This window comes from Enterovirga sp. (genome assembly GCF_035325185.1).
In the GTDB taxonomy this organism is placed as follows: Bacteria; Pseudomonadota; Alphaproteobacteria; order Rhizobiales; family Beijerinckiaceae; genus Enterovirga.
Window position 1 is genome coordinate 12,352 of record NZ_DAOLAJ010000034.1, and the last position, 22,534, is coordinate 34,885.

Here is a 22,534-nt window from a genome sequence, read left to right on the forward strand (position 1 = left end):
GCCTTGTCGAAATCGACCGTCAGCTTGTTGCCGTCGACGGCGGCGACCGTGCCGGGGCCGAACTTGAGGTGCAGGACGCGGGCGCCGGCCTCGTAGGGGGAGGGCGCCCCCGTCGATTTCGCCAGCACCTCGCCCTCGATGAGCTGGGGCGCCCGCCCGCCGGGGCTGCGCCGGCCGCCCGGGCGGAAGGGCGTGGCCTCCTCGCGGAAGCCGAAGCCGCGTCCCGTGTCGGATTCGCGCGCCGCCTCCTCGGCGCGGGCCCGCGCGCGCTGCCAGCCCGGCGTCTGGTAGGAGGAGCCGAAGGGCGTCATGCCCTCGAAGCGGGAGGCGGTGCGGCCGGAATAGGCGGCCGGCGCCTCGCGCAGCTCGACATTGTGCTCGGGCAATTCGTCGATGAAGCGCGAGGGGATCGTCGCGCTCCAGAGCCCGTGGATGCGCCGGTTCGAGGCGAAATAGATATGCGCCCGGCGCTTCGCCCGCGTCAGCCCGACATGGGCGAGGCGCCGCTCCTCCTCGAGGCCCGCCCGGCCGTTCTCGTCGAGGGCGCGCTGGGAGGGGAACAGGCCCTCCTCCCAGCCGGGCAGAAAGACCGTCTCGAATTCGAGGCCCTTGGCGGCGTGGAGCGTCATCAGCGAGACGCGGTCCTGGTCGCCATCCTCGTTCGCCTCCATGACGAGCGAGACATGCTCCAGGAAGGCCGGCAGGTCCGGGAATTCCTCCATGGAGCGGACCAGCTCCTTGAGGTTCTCCAGCCGCCCCTGCGCGTCGGCCGATTTCTCCTTGGCCCACATGTCCGTATAGCCGGATTCCTCCAGGATCGTCCGGGCCAGGTCGTGATGGGGCGTCGTCTCCAGGGCGAGGCGCCAGCGCTCGAAATGGGCCATGAGGTCCCGGAGCGCCCGGCGGGGGGCGGGCTTCATCTCGTCCGATTCGACGAGATAGCGCGCGGCCTGCATCAGTGGCACGCGGGCGCGGCGGGCATGGGCGTGAAGAAGGCTCAGGGCCGCCTCGCCGAGGCCGCGCTTCGGCACGTTGACGATGCGCTCGAAGGCGAGGTCGTCGGCGGGCTGGGCGGTGGCGCGCAGATAGGCGAGGGCGTCGCGGACCTCCGCCCGCTCGTAGAAGCGCGGGCCGCCGATCACGCGATAGGGCAGGCCGAGCGTGACGAAGCGGTCCTCGATCTCGCGCATCTGGGCGGAGATGCGCACCAGCACCGCGACCTCCGACAGCTTGTCCCTGGCGGCGTGGATCGCTTCGATCTCCTCGCCGATCTGGCGCGCCTCCTCCTCCGAATCCCAGGCGCCCGAGACGCTGACGCGCTCGCCCGGCACGTCGTCGGTGCGCAAGGTCTTGCCGAGCCGGTCCTTGTTCTTCGCGATGAGGCCGGAGGCGGCCGAGAGGATATGGCCGGTCGAGCGGTAGTTGCGCTCGAGGCGGATGACCGTCGCGCCCGGAAAATCGTGCTCGAAGCGCAGGATGTTGTCGACCTCCGCGCCCCGCCAGCCATAGATCGACTGGTCGTCGTCGCCGACGCAGCAGAGGTTCTTGCGCGCCTGGGCGAGGAGGCGCAGCCACAGATATTGCGCGACGTTGGTGTCCTGGTACTCGTCCACCAGCATGTAGCGGAAGCGCTGCTGGTACTGCTCCAGCACGTCCGGGTTCTCGCGCCAGAGCCGCAGGCATTCGAGCAGGAGGTCGCCGAAATCCGCCGCGTTCAGCGTCTTCAGCCGCTCCTGGTAGGCGCCGTAGAGCCCCGTGCCGCGCCCGTTCGCGAAGACGGCCGCCTCTCCGGCGGGTACGTCCTTCGGGGCGAGGCCCCGGTTCTTCCAGCCGTCGATGAAGGAGGCGAGCTGGCGCGCCGGCCAGCGCTTCTCGTCGATCTTCTCGGCCGCGATGACCTGCTTGAGCAGCCGGATCTGGTCGTCGGTGCCGAGGATGGTGAAATCCGAGCGCAGCCCGACCAGCTCGGCATGGCGGCGCAGGATCTTGGTGCCGATCGAATGGAAGGTGCCGAGCCAGGGCATGCCCTCGCCCGCCGCCCCGGCGAGACGGGCGACGCGCTCCTTCATCTCGCGCGCCGCCTTGTTGGTGAAGGTGACCGCCAGGATGCCGGAGGGCCAGGCGCGGCCGGTCGCGATGAGATGGGCGATTCGCGTCGTGAGCACGCGGGTCTTGCCGGTCCCGGCCCCGGCGAGGACCAGGACGGGTCCTTCGGTGGTCTCGACCGCCTGCCGCTGCTCCGGATTGAGGCCGGACAGGTAATCGGGCGGAGCGCCATGCGCGGATTGCATGGCTGACAAGCGTGCCCGCTCGCTGACGGTCAGGCGGCGTCCGTCTTCCTCCGGGGCCGCGACGTCCGGCGCGGGCAGGGGTCTCGCGCGTGTCATGGCGCCTTCCTGAATCAAATCCGTCGCCCCGTCGAGGGTTGATCCGCCTCCCGGCGCCTCCGTCCACGAGGCAATCAGCCGCGGTTCAGGGAGATATGGCCATTCGTCGGGGTATCGCCGACCGAAACTCGGAGCTTCCCTGCGGGTTATCCCAAGCCGGATGCAATCACTTCCTCAAGGTTCCCGATCATTATGCGCCTTTTCGCGACTCCTTTTCTTCTGTGTGCCCTGCTGGTCGTCCCCGCCGCCGCCTTCGCCCAATACGATCCGGCCGCGAGCCGGGCGGAGAATCAGGTCAATGCGCTGAGCCGCTCGATCACGCAGCAGCAGCAGAGCCGGGCCGTCCAGCAGCAGAACCAGTTCGAGACGAACGCCTTGCGCAACGAGATGACGCGGCCCGCGCCGCCCCCGCTCGTCCCCAATGCCGGGGTCGCGCCGATGCGGCGCTAGGAAGGCTTACGCTTCAGCCCCACCGAGCGGCCGAGCGCCGCCGGACGCGGCAGCCGGGCATGGGCGCGCTTCATGGCCGCGAGATTCGCCAGGATGTCGGCGGGGAAGGGAACGACCTTCCGGTCCTGCATGTCGACATGCAGGAACAGCTTCTCGCAGGTCGCCGCGACCCAGCCCTCGGCCAGTTGCCGGATTTCGAGATAGGCGTGGATGCGCTTCTCGTCGTGGTCGACGATCTGGACCGTCACCCGCACCGCCTCCTCGACGGGAAGCTCGCGGCGATAGACGGTGTGCAGCTCGGCCGCGAAATAGGACATGCCGCGCGTCTGGGCGTAGTCGGGCCCGAGCCCGGCCAGCGCCAGGGCTTCCTCGATCCCACGGTCGAAGAGGACGAGATAATAGGCCATGTTGAGATGGCCGTTATAGTCGATCCAGGCCGGCTCGACCCGCATCGCCGAGGAGACGAAGGGCGAGAAGGTGAAGAGCGGCAAAGTCTCGTCGTCGGCCACGCGCACCGTCCTCCCGGCGGCATGAAAGCGCGCGGGCCGCGAAGATCAACACCCCGCCGCGCGCAATCGCCCCGCCGCGGGCTTTTCGGCGCTGTCGCGCCGCTCCGCGCGGTCTGCTAGTCAGGGCCGGAGCCCCCTGGAACGGCGACGCCTCATGTCCGCATCGGTCATCACTCCTCCCGAAACCCGTGCCGCCCCCGCCGGGGCGAGGGCCCGGCCCGACGCGGCGGCCGTCTCGCGCGTCGTGGCCGAGTTGCAGAAGCGCTTCGGCAACCGCGCCGTGACGAGCCTCGCCGTGCGCGAGCAGCATGCGCATACGACGACCTGGCTTCCCGTCCAGCCGCCGGACGTCGTCGTCTATCCGCAAGGCACCGAGGAGGTGGTGGAGATCGTCAGGCTGTGCGCGACCGAGAGGATGCCCGTGATCGCCTTCGGCGTCGGCACCTCGCTCGAGGGCCATCTCAACGCCCCCTTCGGCGGCGTCTCGATCGATATGAGCCAGATGAAAGCCGTCGTCGCGGTCCATGCCGAGGATCTCGACGTCGTCGTGCAGCCCGGCATCACGCGCAAGGAGCTGAACGAATATCTGCGCGATACCGGCCTCTTCTTCCCCATCGATCCGGGCGCCGACGCGACGATCGGGGGCATGGCCGCGACGCGCGCCTCCGGCACCAACGCGGTCCGCTACGGCACGATGAAGGACAACGTGCTGGCGCTGAAGGTCGTCTCCCCGCAGGGCGAGGTGATCAAGGCCGGCTCGCGCGCGAAGAAAAGCTCGGCCGGCTACGACCTCACCCGCCTCTTCGTCGGCTCCGAGGGCACGCTCGGGGTGATCACCGAGATCACCTTGCGGCTCAGCGGCATCCCGGAGGCGATTTCGGGGGGCATCTGCTCCTTCCCGAGCGTCAAGGCCGCCTGCGACGCGGTGATCCTCACCATCCAGTGCGGGCTGCCCGTGGCGCGGATCGAGCTGCTCGACGAGGTGCAGATCCGGGGCATCAACGCCTATTCCAAGCTCTCGCTGCCCGAGACGCCGCTGCTTCTGTTCGAGTTCCACGGCACCGAGGCGGGCGTGAAGGAGCAGGCCGAGCGCTTCGGGGAGTTCGCGGCGGAATGCGGCGGCACGGGCTTCCGCTTCTCGACCGACCCGGAGGAGCGCTCGAAGCTCTGGCAGGCGCGGCACGACGTCTACTGGGCCTCGCTCGGCCTGCGGCCCGGCGCGAAGGGCGTCGCGAGCGACGTCTGCGTGCCGATCTCGCGCCTCGCCGAATGCCTCGCCGAGACGAAGGAGGATATCGAGCGCTCCGGGCTGGTCGCGCCGATCGCCGGCCATGTGGGCGACGGCAATTTCCACGTCATGCCCCTCGTGATGATGGACGATCCCGCCGAGATCGAGAAGACGGAAGCCTTCATGCACCGGCTGGTCGAGCGGGCGATGCGCATGGAGGGAACCTGCACCGGCGAGCACGGCGTCGGCTCGGGCAAGATGAAATACCTGAAGGCGGAGCACGGCGAGCCGGCCCTCGCCATGATGCGCCTCCTCAAGCGCTCCATCGACCCGGACGACATCATGAATCCGGGCAAGATCGTCGCCGTCTGAGCCGCCCTTGCGCGACGTCCTGACCTTTCTCGCGGGGCTGGTGATCCTGGTCCTCGCGGCCGCGCTCGCCGTGCCGCCTCTCGTGGACTGGTCGGCGCGGCGGCATTGGGTGGAAGCCGCCGTCTCGCGCGCCCTCGGCCAGGAGGTGCGCACGGACGGGCCGATCGACCTGCGCCTTCTGCCCACGCCGCGGCTGCGCGTGCAGCGCCTGCGCGTGGGCGGGGCGGGGCGCGAGGGGGCGGCCCTCGACGCGATGTATGTGCGGGCCGAGATCGCGCTGACGCCGCTTCTCGCGGGCGAGGTCCGGTTCCTGGACACGCGGATCGGCCGGGCCGAGATCAAGCTGCCGGTCGGGACGGGGGGCGGCTGGCGGATGCCCGCGCGGCTCCTGTCCGAGGCGGCCCGGCGCAAGGGCTGGATGCTCGAGGACGTGCGGATCGAGCAGTTCCTGCTGACGACGGCGGACCCCGTGACCGGCCGTACCGACCAGCACGATGCGGAGACCGTCCGCATCCAGGCGGGCTCCCTCCTCGGGCCCTTCCGCTTCGAGGGGCGGAGCGCGGGCCGGTCGATCGAGGCCGCCCTCGGCGAGGTGGCGGGGGGCAAGGCGCAGCTCAAGATCGGCATCGGCGGCGAGGGCGCGCGGCTCGACATCGACGGCCAGATCACCCTCGCGCCCCTGCCGGGCGAGGTCCTGGAGCCGCAATTCGCAGGCACGGCGAAGCTCGCGGCGGCGCTTCCCGACCTGCCCCTCCTGGCGCAGGCGAATGTGACGGCCGTCGGAGACCGGGCGGATCTCGCTGATCTCGCGATCGAGGCGGGCGAGGGCGCGGCGGCCATCCGCCTCGCCGGGGAAGGACATTACCAGTTCCGCCGGCCCGCCCTTGCGCTGAACCTCTCGGGCCGGCGCGTGGATTTGCGGCCCCTGCGGCCGGTTCTCGCCGCGTTCCTCGCCTCTCCCGCCAGGCGGTCCGGCGTGCCGCTGCCGGTCGATCTGTCGCTCACGCTCGACAGCCTCGCGGTCGGGGCCGACGAGGACCTGTCGGGGCTCTCGCTTTCGCTCTCGGCGGAAGGGGAGGGGGGCGAGGTCGGCGCCTTCGGGATTTCGGGGCCGGGCCGCTCGCGTCTTGAGCTGAGCGGCTCCTTCCGGCTCGGCGAGGCGCCGGGCGCCGCGGGCCGGATGGTTCTGAAGGCGCAAGACGGGCAGCGTCTCGCCCGCGCCCTCGAGGGCTTCGGCCTCCAGGGTCTCGCCGGCTTCGTCGAGCCGCGCCCGCTGGAGGCGTCGGCCGATATCGCGCTGATCGATCCGGTCGTGTCGCTGCGCGGCCTGCGCGTGTCCCAGGGGGATTTGCGCGTGTCCGGTGCGGTTCGGCACACGGCCGCGGAAAGTGGGGCGCGGGCGCGCCTCGACGCCCAGCTCGCCGTGGAGGGGCTCGACATCTCCGCCCTGCCGCAGGCGGCGCCGCTTTTCGCCCTCGCCCGCGATCGTGATCTCGGGCTTTCGATCGACGCCCGCGGCGTCACCTATGGCGGGAAGAAGGGCGGGCATATCGCGGGCCGGATCGCGACCGAGGGCGCGGCCATCGCGATCGACACCCTGGAGGTCCGCGACCTCGCCGGGGCGGAGGCGGATCTCTCCGGGCGCATCGCGGCCGACGGGACCGGCCTGATCGCGGGGCGCCTCAAGGCGTCGCGCGCGGCGCCCCTGCTCGATCTTTTCGGCCAGGCGTGGATCGGCGGGCCGCTGTCGCGCCTCGTGCCGTCCGTGGTCCGCGACGACCCCGTCGATCTGCGCGTCGAGGTCGAGAAGGCGCCGGCCGGCATCCGCACCACCCTGAAGGGCCAGCTCGGCGGCGCGCCCTTCGACGCGGTCACGCGGAACGCCGACGGGGCCCTGGCCTCCTTCACCATCAGGACCGATGCCGATGCGCTGATCGGCCGGGCCGGGGCGCAGGCTCCCCCGGGGGAGCCTCCCTTCATGCTGAGCGCCGAGCGCGGGCGGGACGGGCGCCTCTCGGCGAGCGCGGCGGGGGAGATCGGCGGCCTCGCCGTCCGCACCGTCGAGCCGCTTCGCCTCGGGGAGAAGGACGAGCGCCTCGCGAGCGGGGAGATCGCGCTGGAGGGAAGCGATGCCGGCCCCGTTCTCTCCCGGCTCGGCCTTCTCGCCGCGGGTCCCGTGCCCCTGTCCCTGAAGATCGCCTATGCTCGCAAGGACGCGCCGGGCCTCGTCGCCACCGGCACCGTCGCCGGAACCAAGGTCGCGGCCGAGCTGTCCGGGGCTTCGCCGGATGATCTCCGCGGCACGGTGACCCTGGACTCCCTGTCGCTTCCCTGGCTCGCTTCCGTGCTCGCGCTCGGGCCCGTCCAGCCCGCGGCTTCCGGCACGCTCTGGCCCTCGGCACGATTCGGTCCCCGGCCGGTCCTGCCCTTCGGCGGCGCGGTGGACGTGAAGGCGACGGCGCTCGATCTCGGCCGCGGCATCCGCGGGAGCGATGCCGCCTTCACGCTAAGCGTGGGGGGGAGTGGCCTGCGCCTGTCGAAGCTCGATATCCGGCTCGGCGAGGCGCGCCTGCGCGGCGACCTGGGCCTCGACCGCCAGGAAAGCCTCGCGGCCCTGAGCGGGGACGCCGTGGTCGAGGGCCTCTCCCTTCCGGGCCTCCTTGCGGCGCCGTTCTCCGGCGGCAAGCTGACTGCGAAGCTCCGCTTCGGCGCCTCCGGCGAGAGCATGGCCGGCCTCCTCGCCAATCTCGGGGGCGCGGGAGAAGTGGCGATCGAGGGCCTCGCCGTCGAGGCGGCGGACCCGGCCGCCCCCTCGCGGCTCGCGGCCCATATCCTCGCCACCGACGCGCCGATCGCCGCGCAGAACTGGCAGCCGCTCCTCGCCGGGGAACTGGGCCGCGGGACGCTCGCCGCGAAGGCCCCCGTCGCCGCTCCCGGAACTCTCGTCGGCGGGGTCTTGCGGCTCTCTCCCCTGCGCATCGAGGGCGAAGGGGGAGGCTGGCAGGGCACGGCGAGCTTCGACCTGCGCAATCTCTCGCTCGATGCGCGGGGCGCCCTGCAATCGAAGGAGCTGCCGCGCGGCTGGTCGGGCGCTCCGCCGACGCTCGGCCTCGGCTGGGCGGGCGCCCCCGGACGGATCGCCCGGATCCTCGATCCGGCGCCGCTCGTGAGCGGCCTTGCGACCAACGTGCTCGCGCGCGAGCTCGACCGCGTCGATACCTTCGACCAGGATGCGGCCGAGCGCCGCCGCCTGGAGGGACGCCGCGAGATGGAGCGGCAGCGCAAGGCGGACGAGGCACGCCGACGCGCGCGGGAGGGAGCGGGCCAGCAGCCTCCGGCCCCGGCGCCCCAGCCGCCCGCGAATCCCGGCGGCTGATCAGTCGCGCGCCGCTTTCTGCCGCAGATCGGCGAGGACGTGGAGCCGCAGGGCCGAGGACAGGTTCTGCCCGCCCCGCCCCGCATCGACCTGCGCGACGAGCCCGCCGAGCGAGACGCCGCGCTCGCGCGCGATCTCGCCGAGCGCGTTCCAGAAGGGCTCCTCCAGCGAGACGCTGGTGCGATGCCCCGCGATCGTGACCGAGCGCTTGGCGATGCCGGGGCCGGTCACGTCTCCTCGCCCGGCTCGCCGAGCCGATGCCCGTCGAGCCGCCGGGCGGCGATCGCCGCCTCGGCCTCCATCCGCTCGCGCTCGGCCTTGCCGCGGCCGAACTGGCGCCGGTTCGCATCCGCTTCGGCCTGCGCCGCCGCGCGCGCCTTCGCCTTGCGGGCCCGGCGCAGGTTGATGATCTCGGCCATCAGAGCGCCTTGCAGACTGGACCGGGCGTCCGCTCAGCCCGGCGCCAGCATGTCCTCGGCGCGGACGACGCGGTCGAACTCCTCGGCCGTCACATGGCCCGATTTCAACGCCTCCTCCTTCAGCGTCGTGCCGTTCTTGTGCGCGGCCTTGGCGATGGCGGCGGCCTTGTCGTAGCCGATGGACGGGGCGAGGGCCGTGACCAGCATCAGCGAGCGGCCCAGCAATTCGGCGATCTTGTCGCGGTTCGCCTTGATGCCGGTGACGCAATTGTCGGTGAAGCTCACCGAGGCATCCGCCAGGAGGCGGATCGATTGCAGCACCGCATAGGCGATCACGGGCTTGAACACGTTCAACTCGAAATGGCCCTGGCTGCCGGCCATCGCGACGGTCGTGCCGCTGCCGGTGACCTGGCAGCAGACCATGGTCATGGCCTCGCACTGGGTCGGGTTGACCTTGCCCGGCATGATCGAGGAGCCGGGCTCGTTCTCCGGCAGCGACAATTCGCCGAGGCCCGAGCGCGGGCCCGAGCCGAGGAAGCGGATGTCGTTGGCGATCTTGAAGAGGCCGCTCGCCATGGCGACCAGCGAGCCCTGCGTGAACACCATCGCGTCGTTGGAGGCGAGCGCCTCGAACTTGTTCGGCGCGGTGACGAAGGGAAGCTTGGTCAGAGACGCGATCTTGTCCGCGAAAGCCTGCGCGAAGCGCGGATGGGCGTTGAGGCCCGTGCCGACCGCCGTGCCGCCCTGGGCGAGGGCGTAGAGGCCCGGCAGCGTCGCCTCGATCCGGGCGATGCCGAGCTGGACCTGGGCGGCGTAGCCCGAAAATTCCTGGCCGAGCGTCACCGGGGTCGCGTCCTGGGTGTGGGTGCGGCCGATCTTGACGATGTCGGCGAATTCCCTCGCCTTCGCGTCGAGCGCCTTGTGCAGGTGGTGCAGCGCGGGAAGCAGGCGGTCGTTGATCTCGCGCGCGGTCGCGATGTGGATCGCGGTGGGGAAGGTGTCGTTCGAGGACTGGCCGCGATTGACGTGGTCGTTCGGGTGGACGGGCGACTTGCCGCCGCGCTTGCCGCCGAGCGCCTCGTTGGCGATCGAGGCGATCACCTCGTTGGCGTTCATGTTCGACTGGGTGCCCGAGCCCGTCTGCCAGACGACGAGCGGAAACTCGTCGTCGTGCTTGCCGGCGACGACGTCGGCGGCGGCGGCGGCGACCGCGTCGGCGACCTTGCCGTCGAGCTGGCCCAGATCCTTGTTCACGAGGGCCGCGGCCTGCTTGGCGAGGCCGAGCGCGTGGACGAGCGGGACCGGCATGCGCTCGCCGCCGATCTTGAAGTTTTGCAGCGATCGCTGCGTTTGCGCTCCCCAGAACCGGTCGGCCGGGACCTCGATCGGTCCGAAGGTGTCGCTTTCCGTGCGGGTCGCGCCGCTGATCGTTGCAGGTGACATCATGGCCTCTTTCGAACTCCCCGCTGGCCCATACATTGTCCCGCATGCTCGCGGAACCACCCATTGACGCCGCCGTGCGCGGCACGCGCTTCCGCCCCCCGGCCCCGGAGCCGCTGGCGCGGCCTCCTGACATCTTCACCTTCCTGAAAGGCGCGCGGGCCAATCCGCTCTCGACCTGGACGCGGGCTCATTTCGAGGAGCCGATCATCGTCAGCGAGGGCGTCCTCGGCCATGTCGCGGTGCTGAGCGATCCGGCTGCGATCCGCCACGTCCTCGTCGACCACGCGGAGAACTACCGCAAGGACGATCTCCAGCGCCGCGTCCTGGCGCCCGGCCTCGGCGAGGGCCTGCTGACGGCGGAGGGCGACGCCTGGCGCCGCCAGCGGCGCGCCCTCGCGCCCCTCTTCACCCCGAAGACGGTCGCGACCTTCCAGGCGCCGATGCGGGAGGCGGCCGAAAGGCTCGCGCGGCGTCTGCGACGTCGGGGCGAGGGCCGCGAGGTGAACATGGCGCTGGAGATGACGCGGGTGACCCTCGACGTCCTCGAGCGCACCATCTTCACCCACGGCCTCGCGCGCGACCCGGACGCGCTGTCACGTGCCATCACGCGCTATTTCGAGGCGATCGGCCCGATCGATCCGCTCGACGTCTTCGGCCTGCCCGACTGGATCCCGCGCCTCCGCCGCCTGCGGGCGCGGCCAGCCCTGCGCTTCTTCGACGAGATCGTGGACGAATTGATCGAGGCGCGCAAAAGCCTGCTCGCGCGGGGCGGCGAGGCGCCGCGCGACCTCCTGACCCTGCTCTTGGAGGCGACCGATCCGCAGACCGGCCAGGGGCTGAGCGATCTCGAGGTCAAGGCCAATGTCGTGACCTTCATCGGCGCGGGCCACGAGACGACGGCCAATGCCCTGTCCTGGGCGATCTACCTCGTCTCGCAGGCCCCGGATGTGCGCGAGCGGCTCGAAAGCGAGGTGGATGCCGCGGGCCCCGAGGCCCCGCTTTCGGCTCTTCCCTATGCCCGCGCCGTGATGGAGGAGGCGATGCGGCTCTATCCGCCCGTCCCCTTCATGAGCCGCGCCGCCGTGGCGGAGGACCGCGTGGCCGGTTTCCGCATCCCGAAGGGATCGCTGGTGATGATCGCGCCCTGGGTGCTGCACCGGCACAGGCGCCTCTGGGAGGACCCCGACGGCTTCGATCCCGCGCGCTTCCTGCCGGGGAGGCGCGAGACGATCGACCGCTTCGCCTACCTGCCCTTCGGGGCGGGGCCGCGGGTCTGCATCGGCGCGGCCTTCTCGCTCCAGGAGGCGGTGACGGTGCTGGCGCGGGTCGCGGCCGAAGCGCGCTTCGAGCTTCGGCCGGGCCACGCCGTCATGCCGGTCCATCGGGTCACGCTGCGGCCCTCCGGCGGCTTGCCGATGACCTTGCGGCTGCGTGGCTGGGTCAGTTCTTCTTGCGGAAGGCGTCGAGAATGACGACCTGGGCCGTTTCCTGGGCCGCCTCCTGCGGCGTCCCGGGAGCCGGTGCGGCCGGCGACTCCGGCTTCTCCTCTGCCTTCGGGGGCTCCTCCCCGGGCTTGCGGCGCCCGACCTGGGGGAGGGGGGCTGGGAGGGGAGTGGGCGGCACGTCCGGCGCGGTGGTCTGCACGGCCTCCCCGGCGGGCTGGGCTTCCTCCTGCGGCTCGAATTTCAGCCCGAACTGCACGGAGGGATCGAAGAAGCCGGTGAGCGCGTCGAACGGCACGCGCAGCCGCTCGGGAACGCCGGAAAAGGACAGCCCGACCTCGAACGCCTGGTCGTTCACCGCGAGGCCGCTGAACTGGTGCTGGAGGACGATCGTCATATCCGCCGGGTAGCGCTCGCGCAGGCGGGGCGAGAGCCGCACGCCGGGCCTGTCGGTCCGAAAGGAGATGTAGAAGTGATGCTCGCCGGGCAGGCCCTCGCGCGCCGCATTGGTGAGGACGCGCCGGACCACGCCCTTGAGGGCTTCCTGCACGAGAAGATCGTAGCGGATGAGATCCGTCGACATGGCGGTCCGGCAAAGAATTCGAAGGAGGCGGGCCGGACGTCGATCGGCCCGCCTCCTTCGTTATAAGGAGAGGAGACGGGCGAGGGAAGCGGGGACAAGTGCCTCAACCGGCTTCGGCCCGGAGCGCGATCCGGGTAGAAGCCTCGCCATCTGACGGGAACGAGCGGGATGCACGCCTATCATGACCTCCTGCGCAGGATCCTCGCGGAGGGCGCTGCGAAGACGGATCGGACGGGAACCGGGACCCTGTCCGTCTTCGGCCACCAGATGCGCTTCGATCTCGCGCGGGGCTTTCCCCTCGTCACGACGAAGCGGGTGCATGTGAAATCGGTGGTCCGCGAACTGCTCTGGTTCCTGCGGGGCGACACCAACATCGCCTATCTGAAGGAGCACGGGGTCTCGATCTGGGACGAATGGGCGGACGAGCGCGGCGATCTCGGCCCGGTCTACGGCAAGCAATGGCGCTCCTGGGAGGGGCGGGACGGCCGGGTGATCGACCAGATCGCCTGGGTGCAGGAGGAGATCCGGCGCAATCCCGATTCGCGCCGCCTCGTCGTTTCGGCCTGGAACCCGGCCGATCTCGACCGCATGGCGCTCGCGCCCTGCCATTGCCTCTTCCAGTTCTACGTGGCGGGGGGCCGGCTCTCCTGCCAGCTCTACCAGCGGTCGGCCGACGTCTTCCTGGGCGTGCCTTTCAACATCGCCTCCTACGCGCTTCTCACGGCGATGATGGCGCAGGCGACGGGATTGGCGCCCGGCGATTTCGTCCACAGCTTCGGCGACGCGCATCTCTACGCGAACCATCTCGATCAGGCCCGGCTCCAGCTCTCGCGCCCGCCGCGGCCCCTGCCGCTCCTCGTGCTGAATCCGGCGGTGAGGTCGATCTTCGATTTCGCCTTCGAGGACGTCGCCTTCGAGGGCTACGACCCCGCCCCGCCCATCAAGGCGCCGGTGGCGGTGTGAGCGCGGGGCCCCCTCTCGTCGCGGTCGCCGCGATCGCCGAGAACGGCGTCATCGGCCGCGACAACGACCTGCCATGGCGCCTGAGGACCGATCTGCGGCGCTTCCGGGCCATCACGATGGGAAAGCCTCTCCTCGTCGGCCGCCGGAACTGGGATTCGATCGGCCGGCCTCTGCCCGGCCGGGACATGATCGTGCTGACGCGGCGGGCGGATTTCGCGCCCGAGGGGGTGAGCGTGGCGCATGACTGGGAAGGCGCCTGCGCGATGGCCCGCGAGAGCGCGGCGCGCAGCGGGGCGGAGGAGATCGTCGTCGGCGGGGGGGCCGATATCTATCGCCTCGCCTTGCCGCTGGTCGCGCGTCTCAGGCTGACGATCGTCCATGCCGAGCCCTCGGGGGACGTGCATTTCCCCCCCTATGACCCCGCCCTGTTCCGCGAGGCGTTCCGCGAGAGCCATCCGGCGGGGCCGGGCGACGAACACCCCTTCACCTTCCTTGATCTGGAGCGCATCGCTTCCGGTTAACCGTCGGGAAGGAATGCCGCAGCACGTTGACGCGGCGGCGCGGGTCTCCCATCTGCCAAGCTTGACACCCGGTCCACGGACGAACAACAAGCGCGCGAGGCCTGCTCCCGCAGGCGACCTGGCGGCCGCTGAGGGAACTAGCGACACAAGATGCCTTGGAGCAATCAGAGCGGCGGCGGAGGCGGGGGCGGAGGCCCCTGGGGTCAGCGCGGAGGCGGCAGCGGCGGGTCCGGGGGCGGCGGGCCCTGGGGGTCCGGTTCCGGCGGAGGCGGCGGCAACCGCCCGCCCGATATCGAGGATATGTTCCGCCGCGGCCAGGACAAGCTGCGCGACATCCTTCCCGGCGGCCCGGGCGGGAATCTGGGAGGGCGCGGCATCGCGCTGCTGGCGCTCGCGGCGGTCGCGATCTGGCTCCTCACCGGCTTCTACACGGTCCGGCCGAACGAGATCGGCGTGAACATGATCTTCGGCAGGTTCGTCTCGACCTCGGCGAACGGCCTGCGCTACAACCTGCCCTATCCGATCGGGCATGTGGAGAAGCCGCTCGTCACGCAGAACCGGACGATCGAGATCGGCGTGCGCAACGTCGATACGCGCCGCCCGCCCCGGCCCTCCGATTCCGAGAGCCTGATGCTGACCGGCGACGAGAACATCGTCGATATCGACTTCACGCTGCAATGGCAGGTCGATCCCGACAAGGTGACCAACTTCGTCTTCAACCTGCAAAATCCCGAGGGCACCGTGCGCGTCGTGGCGGAGAGCGCGATGCGCGAGGTCGTCGGCAGGCGCAACATCCAGTCGATCCTGACCGTCGACCGCGCCTCCATCGAGAGCGAGGTCCAGAAGCTGACCCAGGAGATCCTCAACCATTACGGCGCCGGCATCGAGGTGCTGCGCGTCAACCTCCAGCGGGTCGATCCGCCCCAGCAGGTGATCGACGCCTTCCGCGACGTCCAGGCGGCGCGCCAGGACCAGGACCGCGCCCGCAACGAGGCCGAGACCTATGCGAGCCGGGTCGTGCCCGAGGCGCGCGGCGAGGCGACGAAGATCGTCCAGGCGGCGGAGGCCGACAAGGAGCGCTCCGTCGCCGAGGCCAAGGGCGCGGCCTCGCGCTTCGACCAGGTCCAGGCCGAATACGAGAAGGCGCCGGACGTAATCCGCCAGCGCATGTTCATCGACACCATGGAGCGGGTCCTGAAGGGCGCCGACAAGATCATCCTCGACCAGAACGGGACGGGACCCGGCGTCCTGCCCTACCTGCCCCTGACGGAGTTGGGCCGCCGCGCGCCGGCCGCCGCGCCCGCGGGAGGCGCCCGATGAACCCGCTTCGCGCCGGCCTCCTGATCGCCTTCGCCGCGATCCTCCTGGTCCTCGTCTCGGCGACCTTCATCGTCGACCAGCGCCAGCAGGCCCTCGTCCTGCGCTTCGGCGCCGTCCGCACCGTCGCCGCGCAGCCGGGCCTCTATTTCAAGATGCCGCTGATCGAGAACGTGGTCTATCTGGACCGCCGGGTGCTCGATCTCGACCTGCCGGCCCAGGAGGTGATCGCCTCCGACCAGAAGCGGCTCGTGGTCGACGCCTATGCGCGCTACCGCATCGTCGATCCGCTGCGCTTCTACCAGACGGTCAACACCATCGCCGGCGCCAATAACCGCCTCGGCTCGATCGTCTCCTCGACCGTGCGCGGCGTGCTCGGCGACGCGACCTTCACCGATGTCGTGCGGACCGAGCGCGAGGCGCTGATGAAGCAGATCCGCGACCGCGTGAACCAGGCCGCGCGCGGCCTCGGCGTCGAGATCGTGGACGTGCGCCTGCGCCGCGTCGACCTGCCCGAGCAGAACAGCCAGGCGGTGTTCGACCGCATGAAGACCGAGCGCGTGCGCGAGGCGACCGACCTGCGCGCCCAGGGCACCCAGATGGCCCAGGCGATCCGCGCCCGCGCCGATCGCGACGTCACCGTCATCCTGGCCGAGGCGAACCGCAAGTCGGACGAATTGCGCGGCGCGGGCGAGGCGGAGAAGAACCGGATCCTGGCCGAATCCTACGGGCGGGACGCCGATTTCTTCGCCTTCTATCGCTGGATGCAGGCCTACGAGAACACGCTGAGGGCCAGCGACACGCGCCTGGTGCTGTCGCCCTCCTCGGAGATCCTGCGCTACTTCAACGGTCCCGGCGCGGCCAAGCCCGCAGGGCCGGAGGCCAAGCCCGAGGCGCCCTCGCCCTCTCCCCGGCCCTGAGCCGGGATGAGGGACCTTGTCGCAGCCCTGGGCCTCGCCCTTGCCATCGAGGGTCTTCTGTTCGCATCCTTCCCGGATGCGATGAGGCGCGCCATGCTGGAGGCTGCGCAATCGCCCCGCGAGCACATGCGGCTCGTCGGGCTGGTCAGCGCCCTTCTCGGGGTGGCCCTCATCTGGGTGATGCGCCGCGTCTTCTCCTGAGTCGGTCCCTGTCGGCCGGGGCGGCGAAATGGATGTGAAACGCTCCCGTTCCACAGGGTGGGAGCAGGGGATTCGCGATCGGGTCCCGGAATGCCGGCGCGGCCGGCCGTGCAGCGCGAGGTCGGGGATGGGAACAGGATTGTTCGGAGCCGTCGCAATGGGCCGCAGGGGCGCCCTGGCCCTCGGCCTCGCGGCCGGTCTTGCGCTCGCGACGGGGGCGGCCGCGCGCGGCCCCGAATCCCTCGCCGATCTCGCCGCGGAGGTGACGCCGGCCGTGGTGAACATCTCGGCCTCGACCACCAGCGGCGGCGGCGCCACGCGCCCGCGCGTGGCGCCCGGCCCCGGCACGCCGTTCGACGATCTCTTCGAGGAATTCTTCCGCCGGCGCGGCGGGCGCGAGGCCCCGCCCCGGCCGCGCCGCTCGAACTCGCTGGGCTCCGGCTTCGTGATCGACCCCTCGGGCATCGTGGTCACGAACAACCACGTCATCGGCGAGGCCAACGACATCCAGGTCATCTTCTCGGACGGCACGCGGCTCAAGGCCGAGATCGTCGGCCGGGACACCAAGGTCGATCTCGCGGTGCTGCGGGTGAAGCCCGAGAAGCCGCTCAAGGCGGTCTCCTTCGGGGATTCGGAGGCCATGCGGCCGGGCGACTGGGTGATGGCGATCGGCAACCCGTTCGGCCTCGGCGGCTCGGTCTCCGCGGGCATCGTTTCCGCGCGCGGGCGCAACATCGAGTCCGGCCCCTACGACAACTACATCCAGACGGACGCGGCCATCAACAAGGGCAATTCCGGCGGCCCGCTCTTCAACATGCAGGGCGAGGTGATCGGCATCAATACCGCGATCCTCTCCCCGACCGGAGGCTCGGTCGGCATCGGCTTCGCGGTTCCCTCCGCCAATGCCAAGCCGGTGATCGAGCAGTTGCGCGAATTCGGGGAGACGCGCCGCGGCTGGCTCGGCGTGCGCATCCAGAGCGTCGACGAGGCGACGGCCGAGGCGCTCGGCCTCGGCAGCCCGCGCGGGGCGCTGATCGCGGGCATCGACGAGAAGGGGCCGGCCAAGCCGGCCGGGTTCGAGATCGGCGACGTGATCGTCAAGTTCGACGGGCGCGAGGTGAAGGAATCGCGCCAGCTGCCGCTCATCGTCGCCTCGACGCCGGTCGGCAAGAGTGTCGAGGTCGTCATCATCCGCAAGAAGGAGGAGATGACCAAGACCGTCACCCTGGCCCGGCTCGAGGACGGCGAGCAGCACGCCTCCGCCTCCTCGGACGGGACGGCCGCCGAGGCCCCGGCGGCGACGAAGCGCGCGCTCGGGCTCGAATTGTCGGGCCTCTCCGAGGAGCTGCGCCGCCGCTACGGGCTGAAGGACAACCTCAAGGGCGTCGTCATCACGCGCGTCGATCCCAATTCCACGGCCGCCGACAAGCGGATCCAGCCCGGCGAGGTCATCGTCGAGGTCGGCCAGGAGGCCGTCTCGACGCCGGCGGAGGTGACGAAGCGCGTCGAGGCCCTGAAGAAGGACGGCCGCAAATCGGCCCTCCTCCTCGTATCGAGCGCCCAGGGCGAGGTCCGCTTCGTCGCGATCCCGATCGAGTAGCCGGGAGGGGGGCTATTCCCCCTTCCGCTCCCCGTCCGGCGCGCCGAGCACGATCTCCCGCGCCGCCCGCTCGATGATGCCGCGCACGCGCTCGGCCTCGCCGGGCGTCCAGCGCCGCTGCATGCCGATGGCGTGGCGGAGCGTGCGGATCGCCTCGCGCACCGCATGCGCGCCCTCGCCGGGCATGGCCTCGGCGGACAGGCTCATCCGGGCCATCACGCCCTGGACGGCCGCCTCGTTCGCGCGCAGATGAGCCTCGCCTTCGGGCGTGACCGCATAGACCTTCTTCGAGCCCTCCCGCGTCTCGCCGCGGATGTAATCCTGCTCCTCCAGCATCGTCAGGGTGGGATAGACGGCGCCGGGGCTCGGCGCATAGGCGCCGCCGAACTTCGCCTCGATGGCACGGATCAGCTCGTAGCCGTGGCTCGGCTTCTCCGCGATCAGGGCGAGGAGGACGAGGCGCAGGTCGCCCGCGCCGAACATCCGCCCGCGCCCGTGGCGGGTGCCGAACCCGTCGTCGAGCCCGCGCCCCCCGAACCGCCCGCGTCCGAATCCGCGGCCCCCGAACCCCTGCTCCGTCTCCTCGTGCGGCGAGCCGTGCCCGCCCCGGATCCGACCCGGCCGATGAAATCCCCTGAACATGCGATCTTCCTTTCGTCATATCGTTCGCTGCATCTAAAGATATATCGTCAGATTGTTTCGTCAAGATATATCCAGAGCGATGCGGACGGATGCGCCGGCCGGCCGCGCCGGTCCCGCCCCGGCGCGATGCGCGCCTCCGCGGCGCGGCGCGCCGGAAACATGAAAAAGCTGGTGCTCTTTGGGTGCTTACGGCGTGGACAGCGGTCTGGAATAATGCCAAAGACCGATATGGCGGTCCCCCGCGGCCGGTGCGCCCGAAGGCGGAGCGCCCCGCGGCGAGGCTGTCCGGCCCCCGCCGCGCGAGCCGTTCCCCGCGGACCCTCTCTGGAGCCTCGTTTTGGCCACGATCGCCACTGAAGCCCCGGCCACACGGCGCGATTTCCTTCTCATCGCCACGGGCGCCCTCGGCGCCGTGGGCACCGCCGCCCTCATATGGCCCTTCGTGGCCTCGCTGGCGCCGGATGCCGAGGTGATCGCGGCCGGCGCGCCGGTGGATGTCGATCTCGAGCCGATCCAGCTCGGCCAGATCGTGAAGGTGTTCTGGCGCGGCAAGCTGATCTTCGTGCGCCACCGGACGCCGGAGGAGATCAAGTCGGCGGAGGATGTCGATATCTCGACCTTGCGCGATCCGCAGACGGATGCGGCCCGCGTGAAGCCCGGCCACGCGCCGTTCCTGATCGTCTACGGCAACTGCACGCATCTCGGCTGCGTCCCGCTCGGCCATGAAGGGGCCTACAAGGGCTGGTTCTGCCCCTGCCACGGCTCGGTCTTCGACACGTCCGGCCGGATCCGCCAGGGACCCGCGCCGCTGAATCTCCCGGTTCCTCCCTACACGTTCGTCTCCGATACGAAGATCCGCATCGGTGAGGAATCGAGGGGCGGCGCCCCCGCCCACGCCTGAGACGCGACGAGCCAGACGTCATGAGCCACGAATCCACCTACGTTCCGAAGAGCGCCTTCGCGAAGTGGTTCGAGAGCCGGCTGCCGCTCCTCGGCCTCTCGCATGCCTCCTTCATCGCCTATCCGACGCCGAGGAACCTGAATTACTTCTGGACCTTCGGCGCGATCCTCACCTTCATGCTGATCGCGCAGATCGTGACCGGCGTCTTCCTGGCGATGCATTACGTCGCCGATTCGAGGCTCGCCTTCGACTCGGTCGAGGCGATCATGCGCGACGTCAATTATGGCTGGCTGATCCGCTACCTGCATTCCAACGGCGCCTCGATGTTCTTCATCGCCGTCTACATCCACATCTTCCGCGGGATGTATTACGGCTCCTACAAGGCGCCGCGCGAGATCCTCTGGATCCTCGGCGTCGTGATCTTCCTCCTGATGATGGCGACGGCCTTCATGGGCTACGTGCTGCCCTGGGGCCAGATGTCCTTCTGGGGCGCCACCGTCATCACCAACCTGTTCTCGGCGGTGCCTCTCGTCGGCGACACCATCGTGTCGCTGCTCTGGGGCGGCTATTCGGTGGGCAACCCGACCCTGAACCGCTTCTTCGCCCTGCATTACCTCCTGCCCTTCATGATCGCGGGCGTCGTGGGGCTGCACGTCTGGGCGCTGCACGTCGTCGGCCAGAACAACCCGACCGGCGTCCCCGTGAAGACCGAGAAGGACACGGTTCCCTTCACGCCCTACGCGACGATCAAGGACGTGTTCGCCACGGTCCTGTTCATGATGTTCTTCTCCTGGTTCGTGTTCTACCTGCCGAACTATCTCGGGCATTTCGACAACTACATTCCGGCCAATCCGGCCGTGACGCCCTCCCACATCGTGCCGGAATGGTACTTCCTGCCCTTCTACGCGATCCTGCGCGCCATCCCTGACAAGCTCGGCGGCGTCGTCGCCATGGGCGGTGCCATCGTCGTCCTGGCCTTCCTGCCCTGGCTCGACACCTCGCGCGTGCGCTCGGCCACTTACCGGCCCCTCTACCGGCAGTTCTTCTGGGTGTTCTTCATCGTCTGCATCCTGCTCGGCTGGCTCGGCGCGAAGCCCCCGGAGGGCGGCTACGTCATCGCCTCGCGCATTTGCACGGCTTGGTACTTCATCCATCTTCTGGTGGTCCTGCCGCTGCTCGGCCTCTTCGAGACGCCGAAGCCCCTGCCGGCATCGATCTACGACTCGGTGACCCAATCGAAGGGCGAGGGCGGGCGCGTCATTCCCGCCGTGGCGGTCGCCGAACCGTCGATCAAGGGTTGATGAAAGCGGGATCCGATCCGACCATGACCATCCTGCCCCGCATCGCCGCCCTGGCCCTCCTCTTCGCGGCCTCCGTCGTCCCGCCGGCCCTGGCCGACGAGCACACCCCGAACCCGCCGCGCCAGAGGTGGAGCTTCGCGGGCATCTTCGGACACTACGACCGTGCCCAGTTGCAGCGCGGCTTCAAGGTGTACCGGGATGTTTGCCAGGCTTGCCACCACCTGAACATTCCGTTCCGCACCCTGTCGCAGCCGGGCGGGCCGCAATTCTCGGCCGCCCAGGTCGCGGCGCTCGCGGCCGAATACAAGGTGCAGGACGGGCCGAACGATTCTGGCGACATGTTCGAGCGCCCGGCCCGCCCCGCCGACCGGATTCCGTGGACCTTCCCCAACGAGAATGCGGCCGCCTCCGCCAATGGCGGCAAGGCGCCTCCCTCTCTCCAGCTCATGGCGAAGGCACGCGGCTTCGAGCGCGGCTTCCCCTGGTTCATCATCGATACCCTGCCGGGCTTCGTCTACCAGGAGCATGGGCCTGACTATATCCACGCGCTCATGACCGGCTACCAGGACGCCCCGGCCGGCGTCAGCGTGCCGGAGGGCGGCCATTACAACAAGTATTTCCCCGGCAACATCATCGCGATGCCCAATCCCCTCTCGGACGGGCAGGTGGAATTCCCGAAGGGTCCCGACGGCAAGCCGCCGGTTCCCGAGACCGTCGACCAATACGCGACGGATCTCGCGGCCTTCCTGATGTGGGCGGCGGAGCCGAACCTGGAGGAGCGCAAGCGCACCGGCTTCATGGTGATGATCTTCCTCGCGGTCTTCGCCTACGGCATGTATCGGGCCAAGAAGATCGTTTGGTCCAAGGTCAAGGCGGCCGGGGCGCACGCCTGAGCGGAAACTCCGCCTTCCGGGCGGAGGCTCGCAAGCCGGGCGGAGGTTCCGCTCGCGGAATTCAGAACGCGGCGGGACCGGGAGGCCGGTGCCGCCGTTTTTTCGAGGCCGGACATGAAGGCGATTCTCGGCATCATCGGCGGCTCGGGCATCTACGACCTGCCGGGCCTCGAAGGTGTGCGTGAGGAATTCGTGGCCTCCCCCTGGGGAGAGCCTTCGGATGCGCTTCGCTTCGGCCGGATCGGTGCGACCGAGATCGTCTTTCTGCCGCGGCACGGGCGTGGCCATCGATTGTCGCCCTCGGATATCGACTACCGCGCCAATATCGACGCGCTGAAACGCGCGGGTGTGACCGACCTCGTCTCCCTCTCGGCCTGTGGCTCGTTCAAGGAGGCTTTGCGGCCGGGCACCTTCGTGCTGGTCGACCAGTTTCTGGACCGGACGATGCGGCGCGAAAGCTCGTTTTTCGGGCGTGGCTGCGTCGCCCATGTCTCGATGGCCCATCCCGTGGGGCCCCGCCTCCAGCGCTGCATTGCGCTCGCGGCCGAGGCCGAGGGGATCGCGCTCCATTCCGGCGGCACCTATGTCTGCATGGAGGGGCCGCAATTCTCCTCGCTGGCCGAATCGCGCTCCTATCGGGCGGCCGGCTACGACGTCATCGGCATGACGAACATGCCCGAGGCGAAGCTGGCCCGCGAAGCCGAGATCACCTACGCGACCATCGCCATGGTGACCGACTACGATTGCTGGCATCCCGACCACGACGCCGTCACGGTCGCCGACGTCGTCAAGGTGGCGCGGGCCAATGCGGGCAATGCCGCGCGCCTCGTCGCCCGTCTTGCGCGCGATTTTCCCGCCGAGCACGAGCCATGTCCCGTGGGCTCGGACCGGGCGCTCGACAACGCTGTCATGACGGCCCCGGCCGCGCGCGATCCGGCGCTGGTCAAGAAGCTCGACGCGGTTGCCGGACGCGTGCTCGGGCGCCGGCCGGCCTGAGGCCCATGAAAAAGGCCGGCGCGAGCAGGCTGTGTGAGAACACAGGAGGCTCCGGTTTGACCGGGGCCTC

Annotated in this window: 21 protein-coding genes; 14 read left to right on the forward strand and 7 right to left on the reverse strand. The window is 70.2% G+C overall.

The features are described 5' to 3' along the window. On the reverse strand, positions 1–2,291 hold a 2,291-nt coding region (locus tag PKD06_RS08945; RefSeq protein WP_324379702.1), incomplete at its 3' end, for a UvrD-helicase domain-containing protein. Between the two features lie 288 nt (positions 2,292–2,579). On the opposite strand from PKD06_RS08945, the gene PKD06_RS08950 reads away from it, so the two are divergent. Beyond that, positions 2,580–2,837 (forward strand): hypothetical protein, encoded by a 258-nt coding sequence (locus tag PKD06_RS08950; protein WP_324379662.1) that lies wholly within the window; start codon positions 2,580–2,582, stop codon positions 2,835–2,837. Here the strand turns inward: PKD06_RS08950 and PKD06_RS08955 are convergent. Further along, positions 2,834–3,346: a thioesterase family protein gene (locus PKD06_RS08955; RefSeq protein ID WP_324379664.1), complete on the reverse strand. Its 513-nt coding sequence runs from the start codon at positions 3,344–3,346 to the stop codon at positions 2,834–2,836. The two genes, PKD06_RS08950 and PKD06_RS08955, sit on opposite strands and share 4 nt — an antisense overlap. A gap of 154 nt (positions 3,347–3,500) precedes the next feature. On the opposite strand from PKD06_RS08955, the gene PKD06_RS08960 reads away from it, so the two are divergent. Beyond that, positions 3,501–4,946, forward strand: a complete 1,446-nt coding sequence (locus tag PKD06_RS08960) for an FAD-linked oxidase C-terminal domain-containing protein (RefSeq protein WP_324379666.1) — start codon at positions 3,501–3,503, stop codon at positions 4,944–4,946. A 7-nt stretch (positions 4,947–4,953) separates the two neighbouring features. Further along, positions 4,954–8,322 (forward strand): AsmA family protein, encoded by a 3,369-nt coding sequence (locus PKD06_RS08965; RefSeq protein ID WP_324379668.1) that lies wholly within the window; start codon positions 4,954–4,956, stop codon positions 8,320–8,322. On the opposite strand, the gene PKD06_RS08970 is transcribed toward PKD06_RS08965, so the two are convergent. Genes PKD06_RS08970 through fumC form a run of 3 tightly spaced genes read right to left on the reverse strand, consistent with a single transcriptional unit; the run spans position 8,323 to position 10,184 of the window. Then, on the reverse strand, positions 8,323–8,553 hold the full coding sequence (locus tag PKD06_RS08970; RefSeq protein WP_324379670.1) for a ribbon-helix-helix domain-containing protein: 231 nt from the start codon (positions 8,551–8,553) through the stop codon (positions 8,323–8,325). Then, a complete protein-coding gene (locus PKD06_RS08975; RefSeq protein ID WP_324379672.1) occupies positions 8,550–8,741 on the reverse strand; it encodes a DUF4169 family protein in 192 nt (63 codons plus the stop codon). Before PKD06_RS08975 ends, PKD06_RS08970 begins: the two co-directional genes overlap by 4 nt. Before the next feature lie 33 nt (positions 8,742–8,774). Continuing rightward, a complete protein-coding gene (gene fumC, locus PKD06_RS08980; protein WP_324379704.1) occupies positions 8,775–10,184 on the reverse strand; it encodes a class II fumarate hydratase in 1,410 nt (469 codons plus the stop codon). A gap of 74 nt (positions 10,185–10,258) precedes the next feature. Between fumC and PKD06_RS08985 the strand changes: the two genes are divergently transcribed. Next, positions 10,259–11,656 (forward strand): cytochrome P450, encoded by a 1,398-nt coding sequence (locus tag PKD06_RS08985; RefSeq protein WP_324379674.1) that lies wholly within the window; start codon positions 10,259–10,261, stop codon positions 11,654–11,656. On the opposite strand, the gene PKD06_RS08990 is transcribed toward PKD06_RS08985, so the two are convergent. Beyond that, a complete protein-coding gene (locus tag PKD06_RS08990) occupies positions 11,625–12,209 on the reverse strand; it encodes a ClpXP protease specificity-enhancing factor SspB (protein WP_324379676.1) in 585 nt (194 codons plus the stop codon). The genes PKD06_RS08985 and PKD06_RS08990 overlap by 32 nt on opposite strands. A gap of 168 nt (positions 12,210–12,377) precedes the next feature. Between PKD06_RS08990 and PKD06_RS08995 the strand changes: the two genes are divergently transcribed. The 6 genes from PKD06_RS08995 to PKD06_RS09020 all read left to right on the forward strand — a co-directional run bounded on the left by PKD06_RS08995 (position 12,378) and on the right by PKD06_RS09020 (position 17,731). Further along, a complete protein-coding gene (locus PKD06_RS08995) occupies positions 12,378–13,172 on the forward strand; it encodes a thymidylate synthase (protein ID WP_324379678.1) in 795 nt (264 codons plus the stop codon). Continuing rightward, on the forward strand, positions 13,169–13,693 hold the full coding sequence (locus tag PKD06_RS09000; protein ID WP_324379680.1) for a dihydrofolate reductase: 525 nt from the start codon (positions 13,169–13,171) through the stop codon (positions 13,691–13,693). Before PKD06_RS08995 ends, PKD06_RS09000 begins: the two co-directional genes overlap by 4 nt. A 150-nt stretch (positions 13,694–13,843) precedes the next feature. Further along, positions 13,844–15,013, forward strand: a complete 1,170-nt coding sequence (gene hflK / locus PKD06_RS09005; RefSeq protein ID WP_324379682.1) for an FtsH protease activity modulator HflK — start codon at positions 13,844–13,846, stop codon at positions 15,011–15,013. Further along, a complete protein-coding gene (locus PKD06_RS09010; protein WP_324379684.1) occupies positions 15,010–15,930 on the forward strand; it encodes a protease modulator HflC in 921 nt (306 codons plus the stop codon). The genes hflK and PKD06_RS09010 overlap by 4 nt, the downstream gene beginning before the upstream one ends. Before the next feature lie 6 nt (positions 15,931–15,936). Beyond that, positions 15,937–16,131 (forward strand): DUF2065 domain-containing protein, encoded by a 195-nt coding sequence (locus tag PKD06_RS09015; protein WP_324379685.1) that lies wholly within the window; start codon positions 15,937–15,939, stop codon positions 16,129–16,131. Between the two features lie 157 nt (positions 16,132–16,288). Beyond that, positions 16,289–17,731: a DegQ family serine endoprotease gene (locus PKD06_RS09020; RefSeq protein ID WP_324379687.1), complete on the forward strand. Its 1,443-nt coding sequence runs from the start codon at positions 16,289–16,291 to the stop codon at positions 17,729–17,731. Between the two features lie 12 nt (positions 17,732–17,743). Here the strand turns inward: PKD06_RS09020 and PKD06_RS09025 are convergent, their stop codons facing one another. Further along, complete coding sequence (locus tag PKD06_RS09025) at positions 17,744–18,373, reverse strand: PadR family transcriptional regulator (protein ID WP_324379689.1); 630 nt, start codon at positions 18,371–18,373, stop codon at positions 17,744–17,746. 337 nt (positions 18,374–18,710) lie between these two features. Here PKD06_RS09025 and petA point away from each other — a divergent pair, with 337 nt between their 5' ends. The 4 genes from petA to PKD06_RS09045 all read left to right on the forward strand — a co-directional run bounded on the left by petA (position 18,711) and on the right by PKD06_RS09045 (position 22,464). Continuing rightward, the gene (petA, locus tag PKD06_RS09030; RefSeq protein WP_324379691.1) at positions 18,711–19,274 is read left to right on the forward strand and encodes a ubiquinol-cytochrome c reductase iron-sulfur subunit; all 564 of its coding nucleotides are present in this window, start codon (positions 18,711–18,713) and stop codon (positions 19,272–19,274) included. Between the two features lie 20 nt (positions 19,275–19,294). Then, positions 19,295–20,575, forward strand: a complete 1,281-nt coding sequence (locus PKD06_RS09035) for a cytochrome b/b6 (protein ID WP_324379694.1) — start codon at positions 19,295–19,297, stop codon at positions 20,573–20,575. A gap of 23 nt (positions 20,576–20,598) precedes the next feature. Further along, on the forward strand, positions 20,599–21,468 hold the full coding sequence (locus PKD06_RS09040) for a cytochrome c1 (protein ID WP_324379695.1): 870 nt from the start codon (positions 20,599–20,601) through the stop codon (positions 21,466–21,468). A 114-nt stretch (positions 21,469–21,582) separates the two neighbouring features. After that, positions 21,583–22,464: an S-methyl-5'-thioadenosine phosphorylase gene (locus tag PKD06_RS09045; RefSeq protein ID WP_324379697.1), complete on the forward strand. Its 882-nt coding sequence runs from the start codon at positions 21,583–21,585 to the stop codon at positions 22,462–22,464. The last annotated feature ends 70 nt before the right edge of the window (positions 22,465–22,534 follow it).